We start from the raw sequence: 24,092 nt of genomic DNA on the forward strand, positions 1-24,092 counted from the left end.
CTCAGGTGACACCATGACAACGATTCAAGACCCAAATACATTTAATGGCAACCCAATTAAACGCACACATATTATGGCCAAACCGATTGGCCCTGCTTGTAATATTGATTGCACCTACTGCTATTACTTGAGCAAGCAAGACCTACTTGAATACAAAAAAGGCTGTACACCTAAAATAGAGGAGCATGCGCTTGAAAACTATATTAAACGCTATATCAAATCGCATAACTCAGCAGAGATTATCTTCTCTTGGCAGGGCGGTGAACCGACACTGCTGGGGTTGAGTTATTTCAAAACTGTCGTGGACTTGCAACAAAAGTATTGTCCCGAAGAAGTAGTGATCAAAAACGATCTTCAAACCAATGGAATCTTGCTCAATGATGAGTGGTGTGAGTTTCTAGCTGAACATGATTTTCTGGTGGGACTTAGCATTGATGGCCCTGAAATGCTTCACAATGCGCATCGCAAAAATCGTTCCGGTCGCGGAACGTTTAGACAGGTGATGAAGGCGGTAGAGTTGATCCACAAACACAAAGTCTCATTTGCAACACTAACCTGCGTTAATAACCTCACAAGCCAAAACCCGCTCGAGGTCTATCGCTTTTTGCGTGATGTTGTGAAATCCACACAAATACAGTTTATCCCTATCGTGGAACAGAAAACCTTTCGCACAGATGCACCGCAAAGTAATACCGAGTCTTGGAAAGCGGAAAACCAAATTAAACAAGGTGATAAACGTCTTATCCCGGGTAATAAGGACTCTATCGTCGAATCTTTTAGTGTCTCAGATATCGCATGGGGGAACTTCTTAATCGCGGTGTTCGATGAATGGGAAAAGAGAGACATCGGCACGGTGTTTATTCAGTATTTTGAAGCAAACTTAGCGTCTTGGATTGGTGAAAGCAGCCAGCTTTGTACTCTAAACCCTGTGTGTGGTAAAGGCTTAGCAATGGAACCAAACGGTGACCTTTATTCTTGCGACCATTACGTTTACCCCGAGCACAAAGTGGGAAATATTCATAACGATGATCTCGATGAGGTTTCCTACGGTGGGAAGCAACAACAATTTGGCTATGCAAAGGTAGAGACACTAACCACTGAATGCCGAAACTGTGAGTATGTGTTTGCTTGTTACGGTGAGTGTCCGAAAAATCGTTTCATCAAGAATGCAAACGGTGAATCAAATCATAACTATTTGTGTGCTGGCTGGAAGAAGTACTTCGCCCATATTGATAAGAGCATGGCGCGCTTGGCACGAACGTATGGTTACCCAGTGAAATTTGGCCGCTTTAATGATACTCGATTAGCCAAGTTAATGGGCAAAGAACAACGCCACGTGTTCAGTGTGAAGTATTAATACAAACCCTAAATTTGCAACCCAAACTTATCAGGAGGAAAAGTAAGGGTTTTAACATAGAGCGATTTTAATATGAAAATGAAACTAACCGTCCTTTCTTTGATCGTGTCATCAACAACTGTTTTTGCAGACACCAAACCAACCACCCAATCTCAAGTGATCGCTGAAGGAAATCTTCAATTAACGATTTCTGGATATCAGTTTCCCCGATTAGAGCCAATTCTCACTGGCCAAGTAGACATTGAAGGTGTTGATCTTGAGTTTAAAAAGATGGGCATTGGGGAAATGAACAATGATGTGTTCAATGGAGATCAAACTCTAGATATAACTGAAATTGGCCTTCATCCATACATGTTGGCCTACGCGAATGAGGAGTTTCGAGATTACACATTGCTACCTATCTATCCACTTCGTGTTTTTCGACACAAAAGTATATTTATTAATACCGACGCGGGTATTAATAACCCTGAAGACTTAAAAGGCAAAACCATCGGTACGCCTGGTTATGCTTCAACTTCTTTAACTTGGATTCGTGGAATGCTCCAAGATGAGTATGGAATTACGCCGCAGAACGTAAATTGGTTGGCATCCGATGTTGATTCCTCAAAAGGGGTTACAGGCGCGGTATCTGCACAAGAGGCGACGACGCCAAACGGAGTGACAATCCGCATTGGTTCAGCCGGCAAAGACGAATCTGAGTTGCTAGTAACAGGCGAAGTCGACGCTCTGTTTCATGCAGCCGAGCCCAAAGCTTATGTTGAAGGCAACAAAAAAGTGGCGAGACTATTCGCCAACTCTAAGGCCGCTGAGCAAGCCTATTATGAAAAAACCGGCGTGTTTCCAATAATGCATGCTGTAGCGATCAAGACCGAACTCATTGAGCAACATCCTTGGTTAGCAGAGGCCGTTTACAATGCGTACATTGAAGCAAAAGACATAGCTTACTCAAAAATGAACACATTTGGCTGGGCTGCCGATATGCTGCCCTGGTATGTACAAGAACTAGAGTCTACTCGTGCATTTATGGGCGATAATTTCTTCACTTATGGTTTAGACGAAAACAACGTTAAGACATTAGAAACGCTATTCAGATACTCCTATGAACAAGGGCTATCAAGCCGTAAGCTTAGTGTCGAGGAGTTATTTCACCCATTAACTTTAGATTTCGTGGATTAAATCACTGTAAGTCAGATCGATTGCTGGCTCAAACATGGAGTACGCTTAAGGTGTGTGTCCCTTTAATTAACTTAACTAACTGATAACTGAGACTATCTTTCTAGCTGGGCTTTGATTTTTTCTCTAAGCATTTTATGAGATTCATCCTTTAAGAAGTTCCGGTGGTAAACCATGCTAAAAGGTATCTTTTGAATTGGAAATGGTGCTTCAAATACCTGCAACCCCATTTTTTCTGCGACGCTTTTCATTCTTTCTGGTATTAGAGAAAGGCAATCGCTGTTCATGGTGTACACCATTTGGGAAGCGATAGAGTTGCTACGATAAACGACGTTTCTGGGTTTAGGATCTACTGTAATTAGGTTGATCAAATCGGAATTGTTTCTTTTGGTTTGCAATGCGATATGTTGTTCTTCGTAGTAGTCCTTATGGGAAATCCCCCCTTTTACCCTTGGATGTGCACCAGAAGCAATGACGAGAACGGGCTCTTCAGATATGACTTCGTAGACCATTGATGCATCTTGTGCCGTGATGAAGTCAACAGCGATGTCAGCTCTTCGGGAGCGCAAATCTTCGATAATTTGCTCCTCGCTTTTTGGTGAATCCACTAAAAGCGCATCGACATTTAGGTCATAGACTAGTGTTTCATTGACATACACTTTGAACTGTTCTTTTTCCAATGCCTCTTTAACCAAACGTGCAGCTGGCTCTAGTTTTGACATCATATGTTCAGCATAACTTGTCGCTTTAATGCCTCGTCCTTTCTTTACAAACAACTGCTTATCCAGCTGTGTCTCTAACTTTTTGATCTTTTGAGACACCGCCGCTTGGCTGATATCGAGCTCTTCTGATGCTTTAGTAAAGCTCATGTATTCATAGACTTTCATAAAAGCCTGGAGCAAGTTGTAGTCCATCTTTTAATCCATAAGTTGTGCTTATAACTAGTATAGGGACCGCGTTATCGTTTAGCAAAACGAAAATATATAGAATTCTCGCATCAACTAATTGAGCTGATAACTTATATACCGTTTGTCATTTTAAGGTTGTTAATGGCTCAAGTTGTTTTGCATATACAGAACGTTTAAATATACGAGTAGAAGGTTATTCACATGAAAAGAACGTTATTAGCGATTGCGGTATCTACATTCTCATTAACTTCAATGGCAAATGATATTTCAGTTACTGAAAGGAATTATGTTATTTCAGAGTCTGACTGGTATTTCTCTGGGGTTCAAAGCAAAGTAGGTGTTAATACTTGGATGCATGACGATCCGGTGTCATTTGATAATCAACAAGTCATTCGTTCGAATCGCGATGTGGTGTATTCCATCGCTATTATAGATGTATCTGAAGGCGCTACATTTACTGTGCCCGCTAGTGATGAGTTTCAGATAATTCATATCATCGATGAGCATCACTTATTTCACCAAGTTGTGAAGAATGGCGAGTCGATGTATGTAGATTCTGATGATATTAACGGTGACTTTGTTTATCTATTAGCTCGCACTCGTGATAACGGTGATTATGAAGATACCAAGAAACGTCAATCTCAGCTTAAGTTTGATGCAAAGTCAGCAAAACCGTATCCGAGTAAAGGCTTTAATGAAACGGAAGTGATTGAGATGCGCGAAGAATTGGTTCGCCGTATTAATTCTGGAGAACAACCTATTGCTGGACATGACGCCTTCGGGAAAACAATGAAGGACGTGAATCCTCATAACTATCTGTATGCAGCAGCATATGGTTGGGGAGGTTTGCCAATGACAACGGCTCAATACGTACCAGTACAGGTGACTTCGGAGAGCTGTCAAACCTGGACAATCAAGAAACCTTCATTGGATTGGAATAATAATGGTTATATGTCAGCGACATTTTATGGCGCAGACGGCTGGATCCATGATGAAGACTTCTACATTTCTCATGAAAGTATGATTGATTCAGGCGACACGTTTAGCTTTACCACAAATTGTGACACTTCAGCGAGCAACGCTACCGTTGAAGCTGGTGGTAACTTTTTGATCCGCATGTATCTGCCTGTCGACGCATGGGAAGTCAAAGCTCAGGCCGATGAAATGTATTCTCTTAAAGGCGTCACGAAAAAATAAAAATATTTCTAATTGTTTAACTGGCATTCGTTTTTAACTAAATGAATGCCAACAAATTACAGTGTTTGAGTTTAATTAAAAGGCAACACTATTGTCAGCGTGGTTAGGCTGAATATTTAATTTTTACTACAGGGAAGGATTATTTCTTTGCTTCTGTTTCGACAAATCTAGTCATGGATAATACATTAGAATAGACATGTCTGGTTGGCAGTGGTATTCCCATTTGAAAGTTCACAGAGGTTATACTGTGTTCCATAAAGGATAGTGGAGAAAAAACGATAACAAAAAAGTAGTGGAGGATTGGTACATAAATATTCCGTTGAAACTACTGCGGCTACCTCAACGTTAACTGAGGGTTACTGATAAAAAATGAATTTAATATATTTGATGCAATATTTTTACTGAGAAATTTATACCATGAAAAAAACTATCCTCGCAGCTGTTATTTCTTCTGTTTCTTTTGGTGCGTTAGCGAAAGACGAAGGTATTCACTTACCTGAATATCCAGAGGTGTCTAATCCATCTTGGGAATTTGACTCCAACAATCTAGGATCGGTTCGCGTTAACGACAACAATGGTGCTATTCGTATTACTGGCGACAATGGAAACAAAGTCCGAATTCTCTCTGACAACACAGTACGAGTGAATGGGCAGAAAACGGATTTTACTTTTAAGCAGGGCAGCGGGATTGTCGATGCAAAAGGTAATACAGTCGTTGGTGTTGAGCACAGCTTAGAGAATGGCACACGTAATATCACTTTCAACGGAGAGAAGCATCAAGGCGATATCACAGTTGGTGTTACAGAGGATGGTACGATCTACCGCACTGAAAACTTAGGTGGAGAAAAGCCAGCGACGCCGGAGGTTACACCGCCAGTAGGTAATCCAGCAGAAAAACCAAACGATAAGGAACTAGAACGTCCTGAAATGCCTCCTGCAACGAATCCTGATTTACCTGTTCGAGATGCAATTGAGTCAACTCGCACCAGCTATCAAAACGACTTAGCTGCTACTAACGACCGTATTGACAACTTAGAAGCAGCGTTCGAACAACAAGCGCATCAGCTTAACGAGCTTGATGAGCGTATGGATGGTGTGACAGCGTCTATGCACGCTATTACCAACGCGCGTCCTTTTGTTCAAGAAGGTGAATTCGCGATGGGTGCTGGTGTAGGTTTCGCTGGTAGCAAAGAAGCGGTAGCGGTCGGTGGTGCCATGGGATTGACAGATAACCTTTCTGCCTCATTTACTGTGAACTATGAATCATCTGGTACTTACTCGAGATCTCAAGTATCGGGTGGTGCGGGTCTTCAATATACGTTTAAGTAGTTATCTAGTCTTATTTAGCCCTTCAGAAGAGGGGCTAATTTACTACACATTGTAGTCAATCAAAATGATCAACGACCCCATGCTGAGAGACCTATCTAGGTTAGACAATGAGAGTCTTCGTTACTTTTGCTCTTTAGAAAGGACACACACCTAAAGTGTCTTCTAGACCATTTAAAAACGCTTGAAAGGTAACGCCCCTCACCGCCTTGAACTTCACCTTGAACTTCACCTTGATAAGGTGTGTGATAAGGTGTGTGTCCTTTTATTTGTTTCTAGAAAGCCACTGTTTTCGGTTGATGCTACCTCATGTTGTCATTGCCGATTCACGTTGCGATTATCACAAGCGTAGAGTTTTTTAAAGAATTTTATAAAAGGTCGATACAGTTCAAGCTTTTACTTTTTATAGACTCCTATTATAGATAATAAATTCTATTAGGAAGACAGCTTTGATTGATGGTATAAGCTCTAGAAACTTCTATTCTAATGTAATAATCAGTACGGTCCTTTATTGTTATTTTTTCATTCTTACCGAATGGCTATTTTTCTTCACAAAGCCTTCATTTTTAAGTTATTTAACAACATTTGAGAGTCTCGAAACTCTAATGTTGGCTCCTATACCTCTTATTGCATTATCAACTATTATTGTTGTAGCTCTTTCCATAATATCTTACGCAATTGGTCAGAGTTCATTCTATCTAGAAAAATCCATTAGGATTATCGCTTTATCTATCCCATCATTAATAGTAACATGTGCTATTTTCCTTCTAATTGAAAACTTTACATATATTGCGTTTAACATTTCATCAATATCAAGTTCGAATGAGATAGCGCGCTATGCATATTTATGCTTTCTCTTTATTATTTTCATATATACCATACTTCGAGTAAGTCAGGCAAACTCAAATGATGGTATAATTCATTCATATAACTTTTTTATTAAGCGTTCGACCTATATACTCCTATTAATATCATTCTTAACGGCTCTATCATCATACCGCCCACCATTTCCTATAGACATGGATATTAATAATAGTCAGTCAAGAAATGAACTACCAAATATAATAATTTTAAGTTCCGATGGTATAAATGCAGAAAATATGTCAGTTTATGGAAATGAACGAAAAACAACGCCATTTTTGGAAAGTATTATTGATGAAACTCTAATCTTTCATAACCATTGGACGAATTCATCGCCAACAACGGGATCAATTGGTGCTCTACTGAGTGGGAAGTATCCAACTTCAACCAAAGTTATTTACAGACCAGACACCTTCAAAGCTCAAGATATGTATCAACACCTGCCTGGTATTCTTTTAAAGCTAGGATACTACAATATTGATCTTAGTATTCGGCACTATGCCGACGCTAACGATCTTAAGCTACGCAATTCCTTCCACTATGCGAATCATCGTGATCTGATTACTACTGCAAAACCACTATACACCTATTTTTTGCTCAGGTGGCCTTCTGCAATGCAATTTATTGAACAGAGTTGGCAACGTATTTACGGTCGACTTGCTCATTTGAGTAATCAAACACCAATGGGTAATCCATTCAAATTTTTGGGACACGGGCATTCTCCGACAGAGCAGTCTCCTGATAAAAGTCGAATTAATTTACTTAAACAACAAATCCTCACAGCTCAACGCCCTTTATTTGCCCATGTACACCTTCTCGGAACTCACGGACCCAAGTTCTATTATGAAGAACCTGTATTTACCAAAACGAAAGAGCAAGCAGAAACTTGGATGGAAGACCATTATGACAATGCCATATACCAATGGGATGCATATATCCAAGAAGTCTATCAGATGTTAGAAAAAGTCGGTCAACTGAACAATACAATACTAATAATTAATAGCGATCATGGTAAGCGTTGGGCTGCAAACGAAACTCTGCCCTTGATAATCCGGTTTCCCTATGGTGAATATGCCAAAAAACACATCCAACCTTCCCAGAGGCTTGATATCGCTCCAACGATATTAAATTACCTGAACATAAAAACACCACAATGGATGGATGGGTATGACCTCCTAGATCGCCCTAATATTAGTTACCCTATATTTATAGTCGGAGCAAAACCAGGCTTAAAGCAGAATGAAGCTGAAGCCGGTGCTGTATCTGCTGATCTTTCCCCTCCTTTTTATACTTTGGGGAGAATATCAATGGCATATTGTGGAAACATTTATTCTATTAATATCAATTCAAACCAGAAACCCATAATAACTGAAGAAGGTGTCCATGTTAAAACTAGACACTGTCGCCACGATACCTTAGATAAAAATACTGCCTATAAAATGATAATTGAACATCTTAGAAAACATAACTTTGATGTAAAACACCTTGAAAAGTAAGTTAGTCTTTGTATAGAATATAAATTGTTCTACAGGAGTCCGGCACTAACTCCTTTTTAACCACAGTAAACTTCCCTTGTAATGCTTCTTCGAATCCATCTTCATGGTAATCAGGAAAAACATCCTCGCGAGTTTCTAGTAAAACTTTTACTTGTGAATCTATTTTAGGAACAAACTCTATAATTAATATTTCAGTTACAAGTGAATGAAACATATCAACTATTTTATTTAATGGCGTATTATTTACTATTGCCAAATGATGAATTAAAGCCAAAGCAATTATCACTTGAAAATTACCTCTCTGAGAAAACGAAATACGTTCTTTATTTTCATAACCTATCGCTGGCGATGGATTGAATAGATCTAACACAACAGGAAGTATTGATATCTCCTTGTTGGCTTTAGCCGCTAAGTAGTTATGTTCAACTGCAACTTCATCTATATCAAAGGAAACCACTTGTTTCGCGTATTTTGCAGCGAGACGGCTAAAGTTTCCTGCATTGGCACCAATGTCTGCAAGCAAGGGGATGTCTTTGCTGATGCTACATAGAAACTTCTCAACAATATCTAGTTTTCCGTCCATTGCCAGCGAGTTGTAGTTGGTATTCTCATAATAATTACCCCACTCCGAGTTTCTTGGTAACCAATCGATCCCTTCTACGGAATGTTTCAGGTTATTAACCAGAGCCAACAATTTAGTTTTTGTCAGATTGCTTTTAATTTTCTTTGCTCGAACAACACGTTCCTTGGTAGAGTTTCCATAGTGGGCTTGCATTTTGGCATGTAAATGTATGTGCGATAGGGTACTGATATTAAACCAACTTCTTACGGGCAGAAGTTTGCTCGCTAAATCCAGAGGAATGCCATCAATATAGAGTTGAGCCATTCTCCCAAGACGATAATCTCGCCACTTTTTTAAAGATAACGGTACCAAAAAATGCTGACAAAATTGACGATACGCAGTCCACGCACCACTTGTGTAACGAATGAAAGATAATGTATCAATAAATATAGGTTTACCTTCAAAAAACTGTACATTGTATGCACTGGCATCTTTCAACGTAAATCCATATTCCAGTGCCAATAGTTGAATGTTCAATGTAAGCAAAGCTGCGTCTTTCAACTGACTAAAAGTCCATTCATACGGATATGTAAGATAAGGTATATAATTAGGTTTTAGAATTTTGTAGGCTTCATGGGTGTCATTACCCATTAATTCAACCTCTTTGTGATCTACGACATATCCCTTGTCTAACAAAGCCTGATGGAGGCCACTGTTAATATAAGCATCAAACTCATCCTTAAAGACCTCATTCACTTGCCTATATAGATTACCGTCATGAGTAAAAACAAATCCACTGCTGTCTCGAAATGAAGCATCATGTTCCTGAAATCCATTCATATTTCTTTCGCTATTCCTTTTCCCAACACTACTAACAACTATAGTTGAATCCCTCCTTGCTGTTAGCCACAAGTATGACCTATATTCTATTTATTAAAAATTATTGGGAATTGACAATGATTTGTTCAAAACCAAGCAAGCTTGCCATACTTTTGGTTGTTGTTAGCGCTCCAGCCCACGCATATCTAGACCCAGGAACAGGCAGTGTTATCCTACAGGTAGTCATCGCAACAATTGCAGCGGGTTTTGCAACATTAAGGCTATGGAAAACTCAGTTGGTAAACTTTTTTTATCGTATTAAAGGTAACAAGAGACAAGAATCGTCTCACAATGATTCAGAGTCAGATCCAAACCCGAGAGATTAAACCATTTAGAATTGACACCTTAAGTATCAAAGCCTACTAAGCCGCTCAAACTTGTAAGACTCAAGATCTCTATACAGTTTCAAGCTTTAGAAAATACTGTTTTTCATATTCATTTGGTGGAAGCCCCTCATGAGTACCATGATTTCGTTGGGGTTATAGAAACACTCAATATAGTCATATATCTATGAACAGGCTTCATCGTGGGTTTTGTAGGTTGTCCTCTTTATTCGGTCTTTTATGAGTAATGAGAAAAAGCTTTCCGAAATTGCATTATCATGACAGTTTCCCTTTCGACTTATAAAACGTTTAATGTATGAACGCCTAAGGTTTTTGTCCTTATATTTTTCATTTGGGCGACCACATCCTGGCAAATTTTGCCGATCCGAACTTCAACCAGCTGTTCGTGCTTTTTCATTGAGGAGGGCAACAGTTGCAGAAGAGAACGTTAATAAAAGCTTGGAAGGGGTAAAGCTGGCAAACTCATTCGCTGGCCGAAACCGACGTTTTAGAGCAAAGAATTAACGCCAAGCGAGCTTTTCTCGCTCGGCGCTAAAAAATTATTGGCATTGGTTGAGGCTAACAGCGACTGGATTGGCCTTCTGGTCAAACTTAACAGACCAAACGTATTTACCTGCCGCTTCAATGGTTGATTTGGTGTCTTTACCGTAGCCACCCCATTTCAGTACTTTGGTTTCACCAACGTTCAGAACTCGGCCTTCTGCGGTATACTGCGGTTTCCAGTCCGATGCCGCGTATTGCATTGAGTATTTGCCAGGTTGCTCTTCGACAACGGTTTGATACAGGCCATCACCTTTGTGCTCAAACGCGCGAGCATCGATGTGCTTCCAACTTGCTCCTGGGAAGGTACCCACTACATAAAGCGTTTTGCTGACGGGGCCGGCTTCAGAAACCGTTGGGTTATCACACGAAGCCATCATAGCCGTGTCAACGCCAGCAGGCGCTGGCGCGACAGCTGCAGTTGTCGTTACTGCCGCACTATCGTCCGCTGAAGATGTTGCTGGATCCGACGCACAGCCGAACATTAGTGCACTCATCACTGCCATAGACAGAGCAGATTTCATTGATGTCATGGGTTATCCTTGTTTGTTTTTGATTAATACATAGCCAGCTTAATGTGAGCGAATTTCAAGCCGTTCATCCTGTAAGCTGACGTTAAGGGGCGTAGTGATAAGGGTGAGAGGAATAGGTCACAAAGCGTGCAAGAAATTTGCAACCTTGTGCGAACTGGTTTGGATAAATTGTCTGCCAAACTTTCGGCTTAATGGATTGGCCAGATATATTTGTTTATTAAGGTGTAATTTTGTGGAATTTACTACCATATACATCAAATTGATAACAGGATCGATTTTGGTGCATGCGAATCAATTCAGCTTGCGACATAGTTATTGACTGGGGGTTAAGGTGTGCGTCCCTTTAATTAAAAGGCCTCACACAATGATTGTCTTATCAATGTTGTAGCTATCGCAGTGATTAAATAGGGCAAATGCCGTCAGTTCTTTTGCTAGGGCATGATCAAATTCTTCATCTCGCGATAAGTGGGACTCGATGTAGAGCTTGAACACTTCAAGATGAGCACGATTTCGATGAGCCTTACAATCCACTCGAGCGACTAATCGACCATCCCATAAGATCGGCAGCACAAAATAGCCATACTGTCTTTTGGCTGCCGGAACGTAACACTCTAGCAGGTAATCGAAGTTAAAAAACCTACGCAGCCTGTCGCGTTGGATGATGAAGCTATCGAAAGGTGAAAGCAGCTTTGCTTGACGGCGGTTTATTCGTTTGCCTAGCAATTCAAGTGATTCAGGTAGCACAAAATAGGCTTCACCGTTGACGGTCACTTGCTCGATCTTGCCCATTTCTGCTAGCTCTAGCAGCGCCTTTTTTACTAAAGGTTTGGTACCTTTTCGTAAGTAACTCATCTCAATTATAGTGGCAATACCATGGGTTTTTAGTGTGTTTAGCACCAAAAACTGGGCGTGTTCATCAGCGGTAGGCATCCGTGTATCTACGCCATTTTCTAGTACTCTCTCGGTCAAATCATACACTTTGTGAAACTTTCTACGCTCGCTGATCATCAGGTCGCCTTGCATGTACAGCGTTTCCAGAGCTTGCTTTGTGGGTTTACTCTCCCAGGCTTGCTTCTTTATTGTGATGGAGTTGACCGCATTTTGGGCAAAGTCTTTGGCCATCAAAGGGCCATCAATGGTGATTTTATTCAGTACTTCTGCCATTAGCTTGGGATTCTTCTTAAACCAATGGTTTTGTTGACCCGACTTGAGGGCGTGTTTTTGAGGTAAAGAGAAGCGATAATTTTGCATATCGAGATATGAGGCCGCGTGTGACCAATACTCATAAGCCACTTTATCTCGCACCATACGATCAAGATGATCGGGTGAGTAGCGGTGGTTGCGACTCCAAAGTGTATGATGATGAGCACGCTGAACCACAGAAATCGTGTCGATCTGCACGTACCCCAAGCCTCTCATTGCTTGTACTGACTGCTGATAGGCTGTTCCACCAAGAGACTGAGAAGGAAGACCTTGTGATAGCAGCGCTAATTTTTGAGCTTGAATGAGAGACAATGACTGCATGAATACCTCATTTATGACTGTTCGAATACGGGGCGCTTCTTGTTACTGAAGTAACACAGCGTACTGACCGCGATGAACAAGGCGGCAAAGTAATAGAAAAACGACGACAGTGACGCTAAAAAATCGAGGTGCTGTGCGATTTCTTGCTCGCTATAGCGTTGAGATACCATTTTATAATAGTAGGCGTAGAGCATCCCAATCATGCCATAGCCAAGGTTGAACATTAAGCCTTTAAAACTAAGCACGGTCGCTCTGTTGTGTGACTCGGTGTTCCTGTTGAGGTGATAGCTAATGAAGATATTCACCGTCATAGTAATGAACACCAATAATAGAGCGGGAATCACGCCATATATGGGCCAGCCGCGACTGATCCAGAAATAGGTTCCCATGGCGGCAAGCCCCATCAGAGCAATGAAGGACTTAGGCTCCATATGTTCGGCTAATCTGCGACTTTGCCCAGCTAAAAGGATTTGAAACACACTAAACCCAGCCCCAATAAAACCGATGTAGATTATCGGGATCTCGATGGCACGGTAATACTGACTGTTCATGGTTAAAAACATTCTTGAGGTGTGCTCAAACAAGCTGTAATAGAGCAAGATAAATAGTACGTAAGGGGTTGATATTATCCACTTAGCTGTATCAAGTGTCAGTCTTAGGCTTGCCATCGTCGAGGCGACTTTTCCTTCGGCGTGTGGTGAGATTTTGCGCTCTTCCTGCATACTGGTGGCGGCATAGATGGCAACAAGCGCAACCAACAAAGTGGCGTAAACGGGAATGCGCATAATATCTTGAGTGCTTTCTGGCTTAGTCAGCCCAAACCATTCTGCAATGGTTCCCATCACGTTGACATCATACATCGCTGCGCCAAGTAATGTGACGACAATACCAACACTGGATGCTATACGCAGTTGTATTTGTAGAACCTTCGGCCAAAATTCTTCTTTTCCCTGTTCTTTTAGTGTGTCGTAAGCGAGCGCTTCATCGGCGCCGCTAGCAAGCGACATCGCCAGTCCACTCAACACGCGATTGACCAAAAATACCGCGAAGACCAAGTTGGCGTTCCCAGTGGGAACAAAGGCAATCATAGCGATCTCTACAAACATCACTATCGATGACAGCACCACCAGTTTTTTGCGACCTAACGTATCGGCGAACGCGCCAGAAGGTACTTCAGAAATGACGATGGTTACCGCCCAAACGACATTGAGCATGGCAAATTGCGAAAGGGTTAGGCCGTAATCCAAATAGAGTAGAGTAAAAACGGGGTAGTAAAAGCGTGCAAAATAGCTGCTGCGAAACATTAAAAAGTAGCGAACGTTTTTAATCTGAAGTATTTCTTTGACTGTCATTGAGTCTTCCGGTGTGAATTTTTTATCTGAAAGCGATATGAATATAGGTATAGCTTGTTTTTGGGGAGGATTAAAGTTATGCCTTTAATATCAGTTAATTGCCTAGCGCTTTCACAAATTGTCACCTACAGCTTTTCGTTTGGTTTTGGTGATAAGTGCCCCACTAGTATCATTCGCTTAAGGTGTGCTTAAGGCGTGTGTCCCTTTAACTTACCAAAAGCGAGAAAGTGCCAGTCGATATGACGATGGCTATTTCGATGATGACGTGATACCCCTATTGTTTTTCTGTGCGCTTGAGGTGTGTGTCCCTTTAGTTTTTCCCTTTAGTTTTCACTTTCTAATTCATCTTTATGATTCTGACCTACTATGTGACCTCACAACTGTTTTCGGACGTTGCTCCCATTTATCTTTCATAATCCCATTTTTTTAGTCGCCTAGCACTATTACATTTATCAACAAGGATGTTTAGTGCTATGAACGCAAAGCTAATTTTCGCATTAATACCTATCGCGGTTTCGTTAATAGGTTGCAACACCGACTCAACAACGTTACCAATTGAAGATTATACAGGTAGCCCTGAAGGGCTCTACGTGAATGCAGATTCTGCTGCGGTAATGTTTGTTGGTGCTTCTGACAGCGAATTTCCAATCGTAATTTCTGATTTCGATAGCAATTCTATCTACGCTACCAAACAAGTGGTTGAAACATTTCCCACAATTAAAACTCAAGGGCTCATTTCTTGGAGTGCTCTCGAGTGGATTAACGATAATACAACTGAGTTCTCTATTTTGATTGACGGAACGCAAGCAAATGCTTATAGCAACCTTGTAGATACAACCGTGCTGTATACGTTTAATAAATCGCCTAAATCTCTATCCCTAGAAGAGTTGTCTTCCGGGTGGGTCGAAACCGAAAGTAATGCCAATTGGCAAATTAATAGTGATGGTACTTATAGAATTAATCCTTTCGACACATGCATATTCGAAGGAACGTTGATTGAAACACATGACTTCTATATTTCTCTCGATTCTGTTGCATCGGGCTGTACAAACCACCTTTTAGACGGTGCTTTTCCTCAAGTCCGTATTGCTACTTTCACTCAAAACCAATCAACTTACGTTGTTGGAACTTTCTTCAGAGAAGACGTTATTATATGGGACAATGTTATTGAAGCTTCGAACAACTAGTAAGTAAGAAAGAGATGCTTATCGCTGCTACAAAAAATTGGACGATAGGCTGTCTCTTCAATCTTCAACTAGTTCCCCACCCTTACTCACTCCCTTCAAATTGTATTTGAGGGCACACAACTAAAGTACCCCAGCGGATTCCCACTCACATACCCATACGCTAACTGCTGGCTTGGGTCATTAAGTAACTGCGCTGTATTTAAGCCAGTAAATCGCACCAACTCATGTTGAATCGCTGCTGGCAAATGGGTATTGCGCAAGTTCCAGTAATCGGGTTGTTGGAATCGGCTGCTGTGCGGGTTATACCATCTTGCATCAAGCTGAACCAAGCCCGTATTGCCGTCGGTGTAACCGCCCGTGAACTGGTACGGCATTAACTGCCCCAGTTGTCGGTTGGCATTCACTCCTGAGTTTATCTTCCAGAACGTTTTGTCAGTGTGCTTGCGGTATACCTGACCAAACGGACTGTACCCTAAACGTATGGCTTAGCGGCCTTGTTTATATACTAGGCGACAAATTTAATCATGAGATTAAGTGGCACTAACAAAATAAAGATTGGTCTAGCGAAAAGCTAGACCAATCTTTAACGTTGGAACAGTACAAATACTTAGGTATTTGTTACTATAGATATTACTTGCCACCATTAAGGTTTGTTTTGCTGATTTTCGTCTTTTCCTTTCGAACCAAAGGTTCCTAACCAAAAAAAGAAACAAAAAAACATTACTTGTTTAAGCAAGTATGCATAGTACCTATGCGAGTTATTATCATTCATTAGGACTACGTCTTTTCGAACAGCTTCTCCAGTTTGAACGATTTCATAGATATCAATAGCAATTGGTAGTGCTAGCAATAGCATTACAATCCTAAAACCGATTAAGTACTTATTACGAATATAAACTCTAATTAGGTTCACTAGGGAGGCTCCTACTCATTAGCTTCTTTAATCGTATCGACGATTTTATTTTCAATATGCTTTATAACACCATCAGTTAGATTGTTCTCTGGTATTACATCTGCACCTTTGGCGATCACTTCTAGGCTTTTAATTATTTTAGTGCCTGTTACCACAGAAGCCGCTTCTACTGTCGCTGCTTTCAACGGTTCATCGTCCATTGCTATCGAAACAATTGTTCCTATACCTGCCAGTCCTCCAGCAACAGCGGCAACAGGTAAATTCCCAACCAGTGTTGCTCCGGTAGAGATGGCAGTCATCGTGTCAGAAAAAGAATCAATATCTTGTTGTTCATAGGGCGTCACACCAGCAATTTCCGCTGCTCTGTAAGAATCAACACCATATTGTGAAACCGTACCGTCATAATTGATTTCTATAACAGTGCCTGCACTACTGTATGAGTTGATTGGCTCTTTTCCATAAAACTCTGGAGAACACAACCCCAATGGATCAACAAACCCCAACGGATTCCCACTCACATACCCATACGCCAACTGTTGGCTTGGGTCATTAAGCAGTTGCGCAGTATTTAATCCAGTAAATCGCATCAACTCATGTTGAATCGCTGCTGGCAAATGGGTATTGCGCAGGTTCCAGTAATCGGGTTGTTGGAATCGGCTGCTGTGCGGGTTGTACCATCTAGCGTCAAGCTGAACCAAACCTGTATTGCCGTCGGTATACTTGCCCGCCTCTCTACCTAAAGAAAGTGATACGGCATTAACTGCCCCAGTTGTCGGTTGACGTTTACTCCTGAGTTTATCTTCCAGAACGTTTTGTCGGTGTGTTTGCGGTATACCTGACCAAACGGGCTGTACCCTAAACGCATGGCTTGGCGGCCTGTTTACATTCTAGGCGACAGATTACACGACTAGATTAAGCGGCTCCAACAAACAAAAATGGCCTAGCGAAAAGCTAGACCATCTTGGGTGTTAGAACAGTACACAAAGTAAGGCAATTGACTTGTTTGTTACTTTTTAATGGTGCCTGTCCTTATTAAATCTGTCTTTTTTTTACTCCATTTAAAGAGTAATTCAGAGCAAGTAAACCGATAACTGTGCTCCTAATTATGGTTAGCAACATAAAGTGCCAGTAATCATCTTCTTTGGTTCTTAAGTTACCTGCCGAAGTATACACGAAACCTTCTTGATACTGGTCAAGTCCCCACCAAAAAACAGCTATTGCGACAAAGAACAGAATACTTTTTACAGTCCAATAGTAATTTGTACGAATAGGGTATTTAACCATTACAATTAAGCTCAGTAACCTCATGATAAACCTACTTTTCATTTGAATTTTCTTTATTATTTTCTACGGTATTAACATCTGAATTTAACTCATTCTTGATGATTGATTTAACGGTATCTTCAAAAATCAAGTAAGGTGCTGATTCGTCTAAATCAATCGCATCTGAAACTACGGTTTTCAACGGTTTAGGTAATAGGTGCATGCCTGTTTCAATTGAAACGTGTTTCACCGTATTTTGGACAGGCTTTTCAGATGTTGCTGCCTCTAGTATTCCGACAAAATAACTACCAGCTCCAGCAATACCAGCAACTTTTAATCCGGCAAGTCCAGTGAATTTGTATGAGGCTAACGCAGCAGTAGAAACAGTGTCCAATACCACAACTGCACCCTTAGAGGCAGTGTTAATCACAGGTCTTATTTCATTTTGGTAACCATCCTCTAAACGCTCACCATAAGTCATATGTGCTCTTGAACCAACACCATCAAGGCTGTCGGCTATTTGCTGCTCGGTATACTGAATCTCTCCTTCTGGCTGACTAGAAGAACTACTAAATGCTCCCTCAGTCATACACAAACCCCATGGGTCGATGTATCGTAACGGATTCCCACTCACATACCCATACGCTAACTGCTGGCTTGGGTCATTGAGTAACTGCGCTGTATTTAATCCAGTAAATCGCATCAACTCATTCTGAATCTCTGCTGGCAGATATGTGTTCTTGAGGTTCCAGTAATCGGGGTGTTGGAATCTATGCGTATGAGGGTTATACCAACGCGCATCCATTTGTACTAAACCCGTGTTACTTTCTGTGAACTTACCCGTGTATTGATACGGCATAAGCTGGTTGAGCTGATGGTTAGCATTCACGGTGTCATTCTTCTTCCAGAACGCTTTGTCGTTGTCTTTACGATAGACCTCACCAAATGGCGTGTAGAAAAAATAAAGGCACACACCTTTATTTTGGTGAGTGCCTTTATTTGATGTATTCGGTATTTATGGCTTAGTCGACAACATTTTACTAACTGCAATTAGATTTACAATAAGCATCGCCAACCAGAGTCCAAAGTCCAACCATGAAACTTCTAAACTATTCTCTTCCAACACCGAGAATAAGCCTCCTACAATGATCAACTGGAAAATATAGATATATAAAGAGTACTTCTTTCCTGAACGATGCATTGATACGAGCTTTCTCGATGAATAGTACAAAATCACTAAAATTATTGAAAAACCAATTGTAATACTAGTCATCACACTCACTTCTTAATAGGGATACCGTTGATGATGTAGTGCCTACGATATCTACAGACAATGCAACACCACCAGTTTGTTTTATTGCTCTCTCTAATTGCACAGGATCTTTTTTAATAAACAAAGGTTTTGCAACATTGCCTAATTCATTAACTTTCGGCACGAGTCTACTCAATCCGTACACAGATCCAGTCAAATCCAAACCATAGCTAATGCCTTCTGCCCACGGTTCACTAACGACATTTTCTAGTGCTTTTTGAGTCACAGTTTTGTCTTCCGTAATCGCTGCAACTAAATTATCTACTCCTTTAGCTGCTACTGCGATACCGACCGTAATGCCTAGTCCTCCGCTCCCGTAAGCAATTGCAAAACCACCTACTATTTGACCCGCTGCTCCTACAACATTACCTGCTGTAACCAGATGATCCACGAAATCATCAAACGTCGCCAACCCAAACGGATCCGCCCACTTCAACGGATTCCCACTCACATACCCATACGCCAACTGCTGGCTTGGGTCATTGAGCAACTGCGCAGTATTTAAGCCAGTAAATCGCATCAACTCATGTTGAATCGCTGCTGGCAAATGGGTGTTTCGCAAGTTCCAGTAATCGGGTTGTTGGAATCGGCTGCTGTGCGGGTTGTACCATCTAGCGTCAAGCTGAACCAAGCCCGTATTACCGTCGGTATACTTGCCCGCCTCTCTACCTAAAGAAAGTGGTACGGCATTAACTGTCCCAGTTGCCTATTGGCGTTCACCCCTGAGTTTATCTTCCAGAACGTCTTGTCGGTATGTTTGCGGTATACCTGACCAAACGGGCTGTAACCCAAGCGCATGGCTTGGCGGCTTGTTTAAACTCTAGGCGACAGTTCGCACAACCAGATTAAGCAACTCCAACAAACATAAAATGGCCTAGCGAAAAGCTAGACCATCTTGGGTGTTGGAACAGTGTAAAAAGTAAGGAAATTGACTTGTTTGTTACTTTTAAATGATGCATGTTCCTATGATTTTAAAGGTATAAACCACCTTTTACAGGTAGTAAAGCTAACATCATGCCAAACAAATGAATCTATATCGCCACTCAACTTGTTCACTTTAGGTTTATAGTATTTTCCAATGCGTTCAAACTTTAATTGATACAATGATATTACTTTTCCTTCATCATATGCTTTGAAAATAAAAGAGTCTTTTTTCTGATTCGAATAGCCTAAAATAATAGAGTAGGGTTTTAGCGTTAGGTCATCTGCCACCTTCTCAGTAGAGCTAAGGACTTCGATACATTCCCCATGGTTTTTACAGTCGACCAGTACGCGGAATCTATTTAAATCCCAATTAGGCTCGAGGTTAAAATAAAGCTCTGGTTTGTCATTTAATAACCCACAATAGAACCTTGCTGGTTTTGTTATAAAAAACTGCAAACAAGTAACCACACTAATCAGAACAGTAACGGTTATTAGGGTTCTCATACTCATAACTCCAGCTAAACTTTCTATATTCGTAAGGAGTGCCTATCTCTACATCTTTCTCAGCCCAATTAAAAGTATCTAAAGGGTCTGAGAATGTGTCAGCGACGATTTCTCCCTTATCATTTCTATTTACAGGTGCAGTAAAAGTCAGCTTGCAAGTACTGCCACTGCATACTTCAGATTTATAGACTCCAGTATTACCCACATGCCAATCTGGACCTAAATTTCTCTCTAGATTAACATCAAACTTACCTTCACCATATTTTGCAGAACCATTTTGATGAGCTTCCAGGTTGTACGTTACCTCTGGCTGGTTCATTATTGCCTCTTTGGCTCTGTCACTAAGTTCTTTAGGTGAACCATCTGCGGATTTGTGAGTATAGTGATAGACCGCATCGGAGTTACTATCAATTACTCGATCAGGGTCATAAGTATTATTTCCGGCTACATCATAATCATATATCCCCCAACTCAAGCCCAAAGGATCAACAAACCCCAGCGGATTCCCACTCACATACCCATACGCTAACTGCTGGCTTGGGTCATTGAGTAACTGCGCTGTATTTAAGCCAGTAAATCGCATCAACTCATGTTGAATCGCCGTTGGCAAATGGGTATTGCGCAGGTTCCAGTAATCGGGTTGTTGGAATCGGCTGCTGTGCGGGTTGTACCATCTTGCATCAAGCTGAACCAAGCCCGTATTGCCGTCGGTGTAACCGCCCGCCTCTCTACCTAAAGAAAGTGATACAGCATTAACTGTCCCAGTTGTCGGTTGGCGTTCACTCCGGAGTTTATCTTCCAGAACGTTTTGTCGGTATGTTTGCGGTATACCTGACCAAACGGGCTGTACCCTAAACGTATGGCTTCGCGGCCTGTTTATATTCTAGGCGACCGTTAGCAAAGCCGAATTAAACCGCATCAATAAACATAAAAAATGGCCTAGCGAAGAGCTAGACCATCTTGGGTGTTGGAACAGTACAAAAAGCAAGGCAACTGAGTTGTTTTTTACTTTTTAATGGTGCCTGTCCTTATTAAACCCTGTTATTAAACCCTGAAATACTTCTATTCTTCATTAATCTTCAATGTTAAACGTGATGGCATGATTTTATATGCTTCAGTATGTACATTTGCATACGTGATAATATATTTATCTTTATGAGTTCTATATACCTGCATTCTGATGAAACCAACGCCCTTCTCGTAATTCACTGCAATATAAACAACTATGGCTTTAGGGCTGACGTTACTTACGTTTATTACATCATAACTAATAGCCGAGCCATAGTAACCTTCGATCGCTCTAAACGTATCAACAAAAGGTCGTTTTTCAATTCCGTCAGATAAAGGCCACATTTGTTCAATTTTGCCCACCCCACCCTCTATATAGCTTTTCATCGTATGACTCAACATTAAGTCAATATCACCTTTAGCATTCACATGAAGAGAAGTAATAAAGAATAGTAATACAAGTAGTTTTTTCATTAATGGCACGCTTTCACTCCTTTTAGAAATACTCTTTCAAAGTTACGATTAAATTTATTAATGAGGCTGTCTGTCGTTACTATCTCCGTTACTGTTCGTGAAACTTCAGTATGAATCGGAGGTTCTAGTCCTAGGGAGGGGCCAAAAGAGCCACTATAAGCCGTATTTCCATTGATATCGGTAGACATTGAACCTCCAAAAGTTGGAGTATTTACAACAACACCTCCAGAGTATGATTCGCCACTTAGTTCCTTCGAACTACTTACTGATGGCCTAAAAGTTCCCGTAGCTTGCAGACTAGTTGAAATTTCTGCAGATGCACTTACAGATGTTTGCTTTAAAAAGCCAATATCTGTTTCTTCTCCAAAAGTTGCATACACTCCATAACCCTCCTGGTAATGAATTCCCGCACCTACTTTGCCCTCTACAACAAACTCAAAAGCAACCAACCCCAACGGGTCAACAAACCCCAACGGATTCCCACTCACATACCCATACTCCAACTGCTGGCTTGGGTCATTGAGTAACTGCGCTGTATTTAAGCCAGTAAATCGCATCAACTCATGTTGAATCGCTGCTGGCAAATGGGTATTGCGCAGGTTCCAGTAATCGGGTTGTTGGAATCGGCTGCTGTGTTTGTACTTTTAGGCGACGGTTTACACAACCTGATTAAGCCGCGCCAAATGCATAATAAATGGCCTAGCGAAACACTAGACCATCTTTAAGGTCGGGAAAGGTAAAAACCTCGTACTGCTATCGACGTTGCTCGCTTAAGGTGTGTGTCCCTTTGACTGTTCCTCCCGCTTAAGGTGTGTGTCCCTTTAATTACGGAGAAGATCCTCATAAGTTACAATAAATTCATTTTTTAGCTCACTAAGAGTCTGTTGAGCTATGAGATTAACCTTAGAACTTGGTAAATCAGGTTGTTTCCCTTCAAACCTTTCCACTACCTTATCTTTATGACTTTTAGTTGTTTGTGTCGTTATACGGCTAGTATGAGCATAATAGGTGATCACATCCTTCCATTCCTGATGAGTTAACTCCAGAACTTCCAAATTATGTCTTAACTTTTGAGTGTACCTTTCCAATGTAAAGTGACTCTCCATTGCAAGCACTAACTCCTGCCGCTTATTTTGCTCAACCTTTTCGAATACTTCATTCAACTTAGTTATTAAAAATGTAAGTACGCTTTGACTTGGGAAGACATAAGCTAGGGTATCTTTGAACCATTCTTCAGATTCAAAGTGTGGCGTTTCTCGCCCTAACTTCCTATTAGAAAAGGAAATCATTTGCCAAGGCGCTGGTTCAAAAGGCTTAATCTCAATACTTTTTGAATATGATTCAATGGCTTCTAAATAATGACCTTTATCGAAATGCAGTCTTCCCAATTGCACCCAGGCTGCATAGGAAGAAGGGTAGTTATTAAGATAGATATTGAGATACTCTCGCCTATTTTCAAAGTCATCACTATTCAAAGACGCACCGGCTACCCACAAGCCAAACTCATTAAATGGATTCTGTTTTAAACTCTCACCTATGTGCATTTCAGCTTCAATGTGCTCTTTTTTCATTGAATGCGCCTCTGCCAATTGCATATGAACCTCAGCAGGACTAAACCCTTTCTCTAAAAGCATATATAAAATACTTTGTGCTAGATTATAATCGGGGTTACCTTCTCCGATGCCATGATCACCATAAAGGTCGCGTGATTTTATTAGCTCAATTTGGTTTTCTAAAACAGACCTACCATCTTGACTGTTCGAGCTTTTCCAGTACCGATCCTTAACTGCTTCCATTTCCTCATAAGAACCACCCCAACGCACTTGATTGTCATAAATTTCCATTTTTGCGAGAGATATACTGTTTGGAAACACTTCCTTTGTCGCATTGACCCAATTCAATCGATATTGGTCATATTCTTCTGGGAGTTTTCCAAGAGCCTCTGCTCCCATCAAGTAACCAAAAGGTAAATTCGGTTCTAAGATTGTTGCTTGATGAAAATACTCAACCGCGTTTAGCTGAGCTTTTCTAAAATACGTCATTTGATTTAATGATACGCCCTTCGACGAAAAGTGGGTTCTCTCCACCCATCCGTCCAAAGAAATTAGGCTCCCCATGAGTATATTTGTGTGAACGCTATCTGGCTCAAGCGTAAACCAATGATTAAGAGCTTCAACTAAATCCTCGCGCAAATTTGGCGTGTCTTTATAGATTGAAAGGCATCTCTGCTCTTGTTCATAATTATCTGAAAAACCATTTCCACATGGTAACAAAATTCGATGTGCAGCTAGATAGTCTTTCGCAATAATACTCTTTCGTAGCTGGCTGATCTGGCTTGATAGGCTACTATCGATACCTGCTGTATCCTTACCCGCTCTAGCTATTCCCACTGAGAGAGCTATCAATGAAAAGGCAATACACGTATTCATTTTTAAGTAGATGTTCGGCATAGTCG

General features: G+C 41.0%; 21 protein-coding genes and 1 pseudogene. 7 read left to right on the forward strand and 15 right to left on the reverse strand.

Translation table 11 applies throughout. The features are described from left to right. Window positions 1–13 precede the first annotated feature (13 nt). The gene (locus LNL84_RS08530) at window positions 14–1,357 is read left to right on the forward strand and encodes an anaerobic sulfatase maturase (RefSeq protein ID WP_244356802.1); all 1,344 of its coding nucleotides are present in this window, start codon (window positions 14–16) and stop codon (window positions 1,355–1,357) included. Window positions 1,358–1,429: 72 nt separating this feature from the next. Beyond that, a complete protein-coding gene (locus LNL84_RS08535) occupies window positions 1,430–2,533 on the forward strand; it encodes an ABC transporter substrate-binding protein (protein ID WP_244356803.1) in 1,104 nt (367 codons plus the stop codon). Between the two features lie 92 nt (window positions 2,534–2,625). Here the strand turns inward: LNL84_RS08535 and LNL84_RS08540 are convergent, their stop codons facing one another. After that, the gene (locus LNL84_RS08540) at window positions 2,626–3,444 is read right to left on the reverse strand and encodes a LysR family transcriptional regulator (protein WP_244356804.1); all 819 of its coding nucleotides are present in this window, start codon (window positions 3,442–3,444) and stop codon (window positions 2,626–2,628) included. Between the two features lie 195 nt (window positions 3,445–3,639). On the opposite strand from LNL84_RS08540, the gene LNL84_RS08545 reads away from it, so the two are divergent. The 3 genes from LNL84_RS08545 (at window position 3,640) to LNL84_RS08555 (ending at window position 8,318) form a co-directional block, all read left to right on the forward strand. Continuing rightward, the gene (locus tag LNL84_RS08545) at window positions 3,640–4,635 is read left to right on the forward strand and encodes a DUF1254 domain-containing protein (protein ID WP_244356805.1); all 996 of its coding nucleotides are present in this window, start codon (window positions 3,640–3,642) and stop codon (window positions 4,633–4,635) included. A 417-nt stretch (window positions 4,636–5,052) separates the two neighbouring features. Beyond that, on the forward strand, window positions 5,053–5,964 hold the full coding sequence (locus tag LNL84_RS08550; protein WP_244356806.1) for a YadA C-terminal domain-containing protein: 912 nt from the start codon (window positions 5,053–5,055) through the stop codon (window positions 5,962–5,964). A 446-nt stretch (window positions 5,965–6,410) separates the two neighbouring features. After that, the gene (locus LNL84_RS08555) at window positions 6,411–8,318 is read left to right on the forward strand and encodes a sulfatase-like hydrolase/transferase (RefSeq protein WP_244356807.1); all 1,908 of its coding nucleotides are present in this window, start codon (window positions 6,411–6,413) and stop codon (window positions 8,316–8,318) included. 1 nt (window position 8,319) lies between these two features. On the opposite strand, the gene LNL84_RS08560 is transcribed toward LNL84_RS08555, so the two are convergent. Beyond that, window positions 8,320–9,720: a class I SAM-dependent methyltransferase gene (locus LNL84_RS08560; RefSeq protein ID WP_244356808.1), complete on the reverse strand. Its 1,401-nt coding sequence runs from the start codon at window positions 9,718–9,720 to the stop codon at window positions 8,320–8,322. Between the two features lie 116 nt (window positions 9,721–9,836). Here LNL84_RS08560 and LNL84_RS08565 point away from each other — a divergent pair, with 116 nt between their 5' ends. Next, window positions 9,837–10,085, forward strand: coding sequence for a hypothetical protein (locus LNL84_RS08565; RefSeq protein ID WP_244356809.1), 249 nt, complete (start codon window positions 9,837–9,839; stop codon window positions 10,083–10,085). A 69-nt stretch (window positions 10,086–10,154) separates the two neighbouring features. Here LNL84_RS08565 and LNL84_RS08570 read toward each other — a convergent pair. The 4 genes and pseudogenes from LNL84_RS08570 to LNL84_RS08585 form a co-directional block, all read right to left on the reverse strand. Then, window positions 10,155–10,381, reverse strand: a pseudogene (locus LNL84_RS08570) (IS3 family transposase); the annotation flags it as partial. Window positions 10,382–10,642: 261 nt separating this feature from the next. Then, window positions 10,643–11,176, reverse strand: a complete 534-nt coding sequence (locus LNL84_RS08575) for an early set domain-containing protein (RefSeq protein ID WP_244356810.1) — start codon at window positions 11,174–11,176, stop codon at window positions 10,643–10,645. A 357-nt stretch (window positions 11,177–11,533) separates the two neighbouring features. Further along, the gene (locus tag LNL84_RS08580; protein ID WP_244356811.1) at window positions 11,534–12,700 is read right to left on the reverse strand and encodes a winged helix-turn-helix domain-containing protein; all 1,167 of its coding nucleotides are present in this window, start codon (window positions 12,698–12,700) and stop codon (window positions 11,534–11,536) included. 11 nt (window positions 12,701–12,711) lie between these two features. Then, the gene (locus LNL84_RS08585; protein WP_244356812.1) at window positions 12,712–14,052 is read right to left on the reverse strand and encodes an MFS transporter; all 1,341 of its coding nucleotides are present in this window, start codon (window positions 14,050–14,052) and stop codon (window positions 12,712–12,714) included. Between the two features lie 473 nt (window positions 14,053–14,525). Here LNL84_RS08585 and LNL84_RS08590 point away from each other — a divergent pair, with 473 nt between their 5' ends. Next, the gene (locus tag LNL84_RS08590) at window positions 14,526–15,239 is read left to right on the forward strand and encodes a hypothetical protein (RefSeq protein ID WP_244356813.1); all 714 of its coding nucleotides are present in this window, start codon (window positions 14,526–14,528) and stop codon (window positions 15,237–15,239) included. Between the two features lie 95 nt (window positions 15,240–15,334). On the opposite strand, the gene LNL84_RS08595 is transcribed toward LNL84_RS08590, so the two are convergent. The 9 genes from LNL84_RS08595 to LNL84_RS08635 all read right to left on the reverse strand — a co-directional run bounded on the left by LNL84_RS08595 (window position 15,335) and on the right by LNL84_RS08635 (window position 24,087). Further along, entirely contained in the window at window positions 15,335–15,721 is a 387-nt protein-coding gene (locus LNL84_RS08595; RefSeq protein WP_341829454.1) for an RHS repeat-associated core domain-containing protein, read from the reverse strand. A 442-nt stretch (window positions 15,722–16,163) separates the two neighbouring features. Continuing rightward, the gene (locus tag LNL84_RS08600) at window positions 16,164–16,850 is read right to left on the reverse strand and encodes an RHS repeat-associated core domain-containing protein (RefSeq protein ID WP_244356814.1); all 687 of its coding nucleotides are present in this window, start codon (window positions 16,848–16,850) and stop codon (window positions 16,164–16,166) included. A gap of 617 nt (window positions 16,851–17,467) precedes the next feature. Further along, window positions 17,468–18,388 (reverse strand): RHS repeat-associated core domain-containing protein, encoded by a 921-nt coding sequence (locus tag LNL84_RS08605; RefSeq protein WP_244356815.1) that lies wholly within the window; start codon window positions 18,386–18,388, stop codon window positions 17,468–17,470. 292 nt (window positions 18,389–18,680) lie between these two features. After that, the gene (locus LNL84_RS08610; RefSeq protein ID WP_244356816.1) at window positions 18,681–19,358 is read right to left on the reverse strand and encodes an RHS repeat-associated core domain-containing protein; all 678 of its coding nucleotides are present in this window, start codon (window positions 19,356–19,358) and stop codon (window positions 18,681–18,683) included. 332 nt (window positions 19,359–19,690) lie between these two features. Next, on the reverse strand, window positions 19,691–20,155 hold the full coding sequence (locus LNL84_RS08615) for a hypothetical protein (RefSeq protein WP_244356817.1): 465 nt from the start codon (window positions 20,153–20,155) through the stop codon (window positions 19,691–19,693). Next, the gene (locus LNL84_RS08620) at window positions 20,121–20,849 is read right to left on the reverse strand and encodes an RHS repeat-associated core domain-containing protein (protein ID WP_244356818.1); all 729 of its coding nucleotides are present in this window, start codon (window positions 20,847–20,849) and stop codon (window positions 20,121–20,123) included. Before LNL84_RS08620 ends, LNL84_RS08615 begins: the two co-directional genes overlap by 35 nt. Before the next feature lie 368 nt (window positions 20,850–21,217). Beyond that, window positions 21,218–21,646: a hypothetical protein gene (locus LNL84_RS08625; RefSeq protein WP_244356819.1), complete on the reverse strand. Its 429-nt coding sequence runs from the start codon at window positions 21,644–21,646 to the stop codon at window positions 21,218–21,220. Continuing rightward, on the reverse strand, window positions 21,637–22,221 hold the full coding sequence (locus LNL84_RS08630; RefSeq protein ID WP_244356820.1) for an RHS repeat-associated core domain-containing protein: 585 nt from the start codon (window positions 22,219–22,221) through the stop codon (window positions 21,637–21,639). Before LNL84_RS08630 ends, LNL84_RS08625 begins: the two co-directional genes overlap by 10 nt. Window positions 22,222–22,458: 237 nt before the next feature. Further along, a complete protein-coding gene (locus LNL84_RS08635) occupies window positions 22,459–24,087 on the reverse strand; it encodes a tetratricopeptide repeat protein (RefSeq protein ID WP_244356821.1) in 1,629 nt (542 codons plus the stop codon). Window positions 24,088–24,092 lie beyond the last annotated feature (5 nt).

This window comes from Vibrio gelatinilyticus (genome assembly GCF_022836845.1).
Classification (GTDB): domain Bacteria; phylum Pseudomonadota; class Gammaproteobacteria; order Enterobacterales; family Vibrionaceae; genus Vibrio; species Vibrio gelatinilyticus.

What these genes read in the sequence shown, in the direction of transcription:
- LNL84_RS08530 (WP_244356802.1), top strand. Translation starts at nt 14, where the DNA reads ATGACAACGATTCAAGACCCAAATACATTTAATGGCAACCCAATTAAA.
- LNL84_RS08535 (WP_244356803.1), top strand. Translation starts at nt 1,430, where the DNA reads ATGAAAATGAAACTAACCGTCCTTTCTTTGATCGTGTCATCAACAACT.
- LNL84_RS08540 (WP_244356804.1), bottom strand. Translation starts at nt 3,444, where the DNA reads ATGGACTACAACTTGCTCCAGGCTTTTATGAAAGTCTATGAATACATG.
- LNL84_RS08545 (WP_244356805.1), top strand. Translation starts at nt 3,640, where the DNA reads ATGAAAAGAACGTTATTAGCGATTGCGGTATCTACATTCTCATTAACT.
- LNL84_RS08550 (WP_244356806.1), top strand. Translation starts at nt 5,053, where the DNA reads ATGAAAAAAACTATCCTCGCAGCTGTTATTTCTTCTGTTTCTTTTGGT.
- LNL84_RS08560 (WP_244356808.1), bottom strand. Translation starts at nt 9,720, where the DNA reads ATGAATGGATTTCAGGAACATGATGCTTCATTTCGAGACAGCAGTGGA.
- LNL84_RS08565 (WP_244356809.1), top strand. Translation starts at nt 9,837, where the DNA reads ATGATTTGTTCAAAACCAAGCAAGCTTGCCATACTTTTGGTTGTTGTT.
- LNL84_RS08575 (WP_244356810.1), bottom strand. Translation starts at nt 11,176, where the DNA reads ATGACATCAATGAAATCTGCTCTGTCTATGGCAGTGATGAGTGCACTA.
- LNL84_RS08580 (WP_244356811.1), bottom strand. Translation starts at nt 12,700, where the DNA reads ATGCAGTCATTGTCTCTCATTCAAGCTCAAAAATTAGCGCTGCTATCA.
- LNL84_RS08585 (WP_244356812.1), bottom strand. Translation starts at nt 14,052, where the DNA reads ATGACAGTCAAAGAAATACTTCAGATTAAAAACGTTCGCTACTTTTTA.
- LNL84_RS08590 (WP_244356813.1), top strand. Translation starts at nt 14,526, where the DNA reads ATGAACGCAAAGCTAATTTTCGCATTAATACCTATCGCGGTTTCGTTA.
- LNL84_RS08615 (WP_244356817.1), bottom strand. Translation starts at nt 20,155, where the DNA reads ATGAGAACCCTAATAACCGTTACTGTTCTGATTAGTGTGGTTACTTGT.
- LNL84_RS08635 (WP_244356821.1), bottom strand. Translation starts at nt 24,087, where the DNA reads ATGCCGAACATCTACTTAAAAATGAATACGTGTATTGCCTTTTCATTG.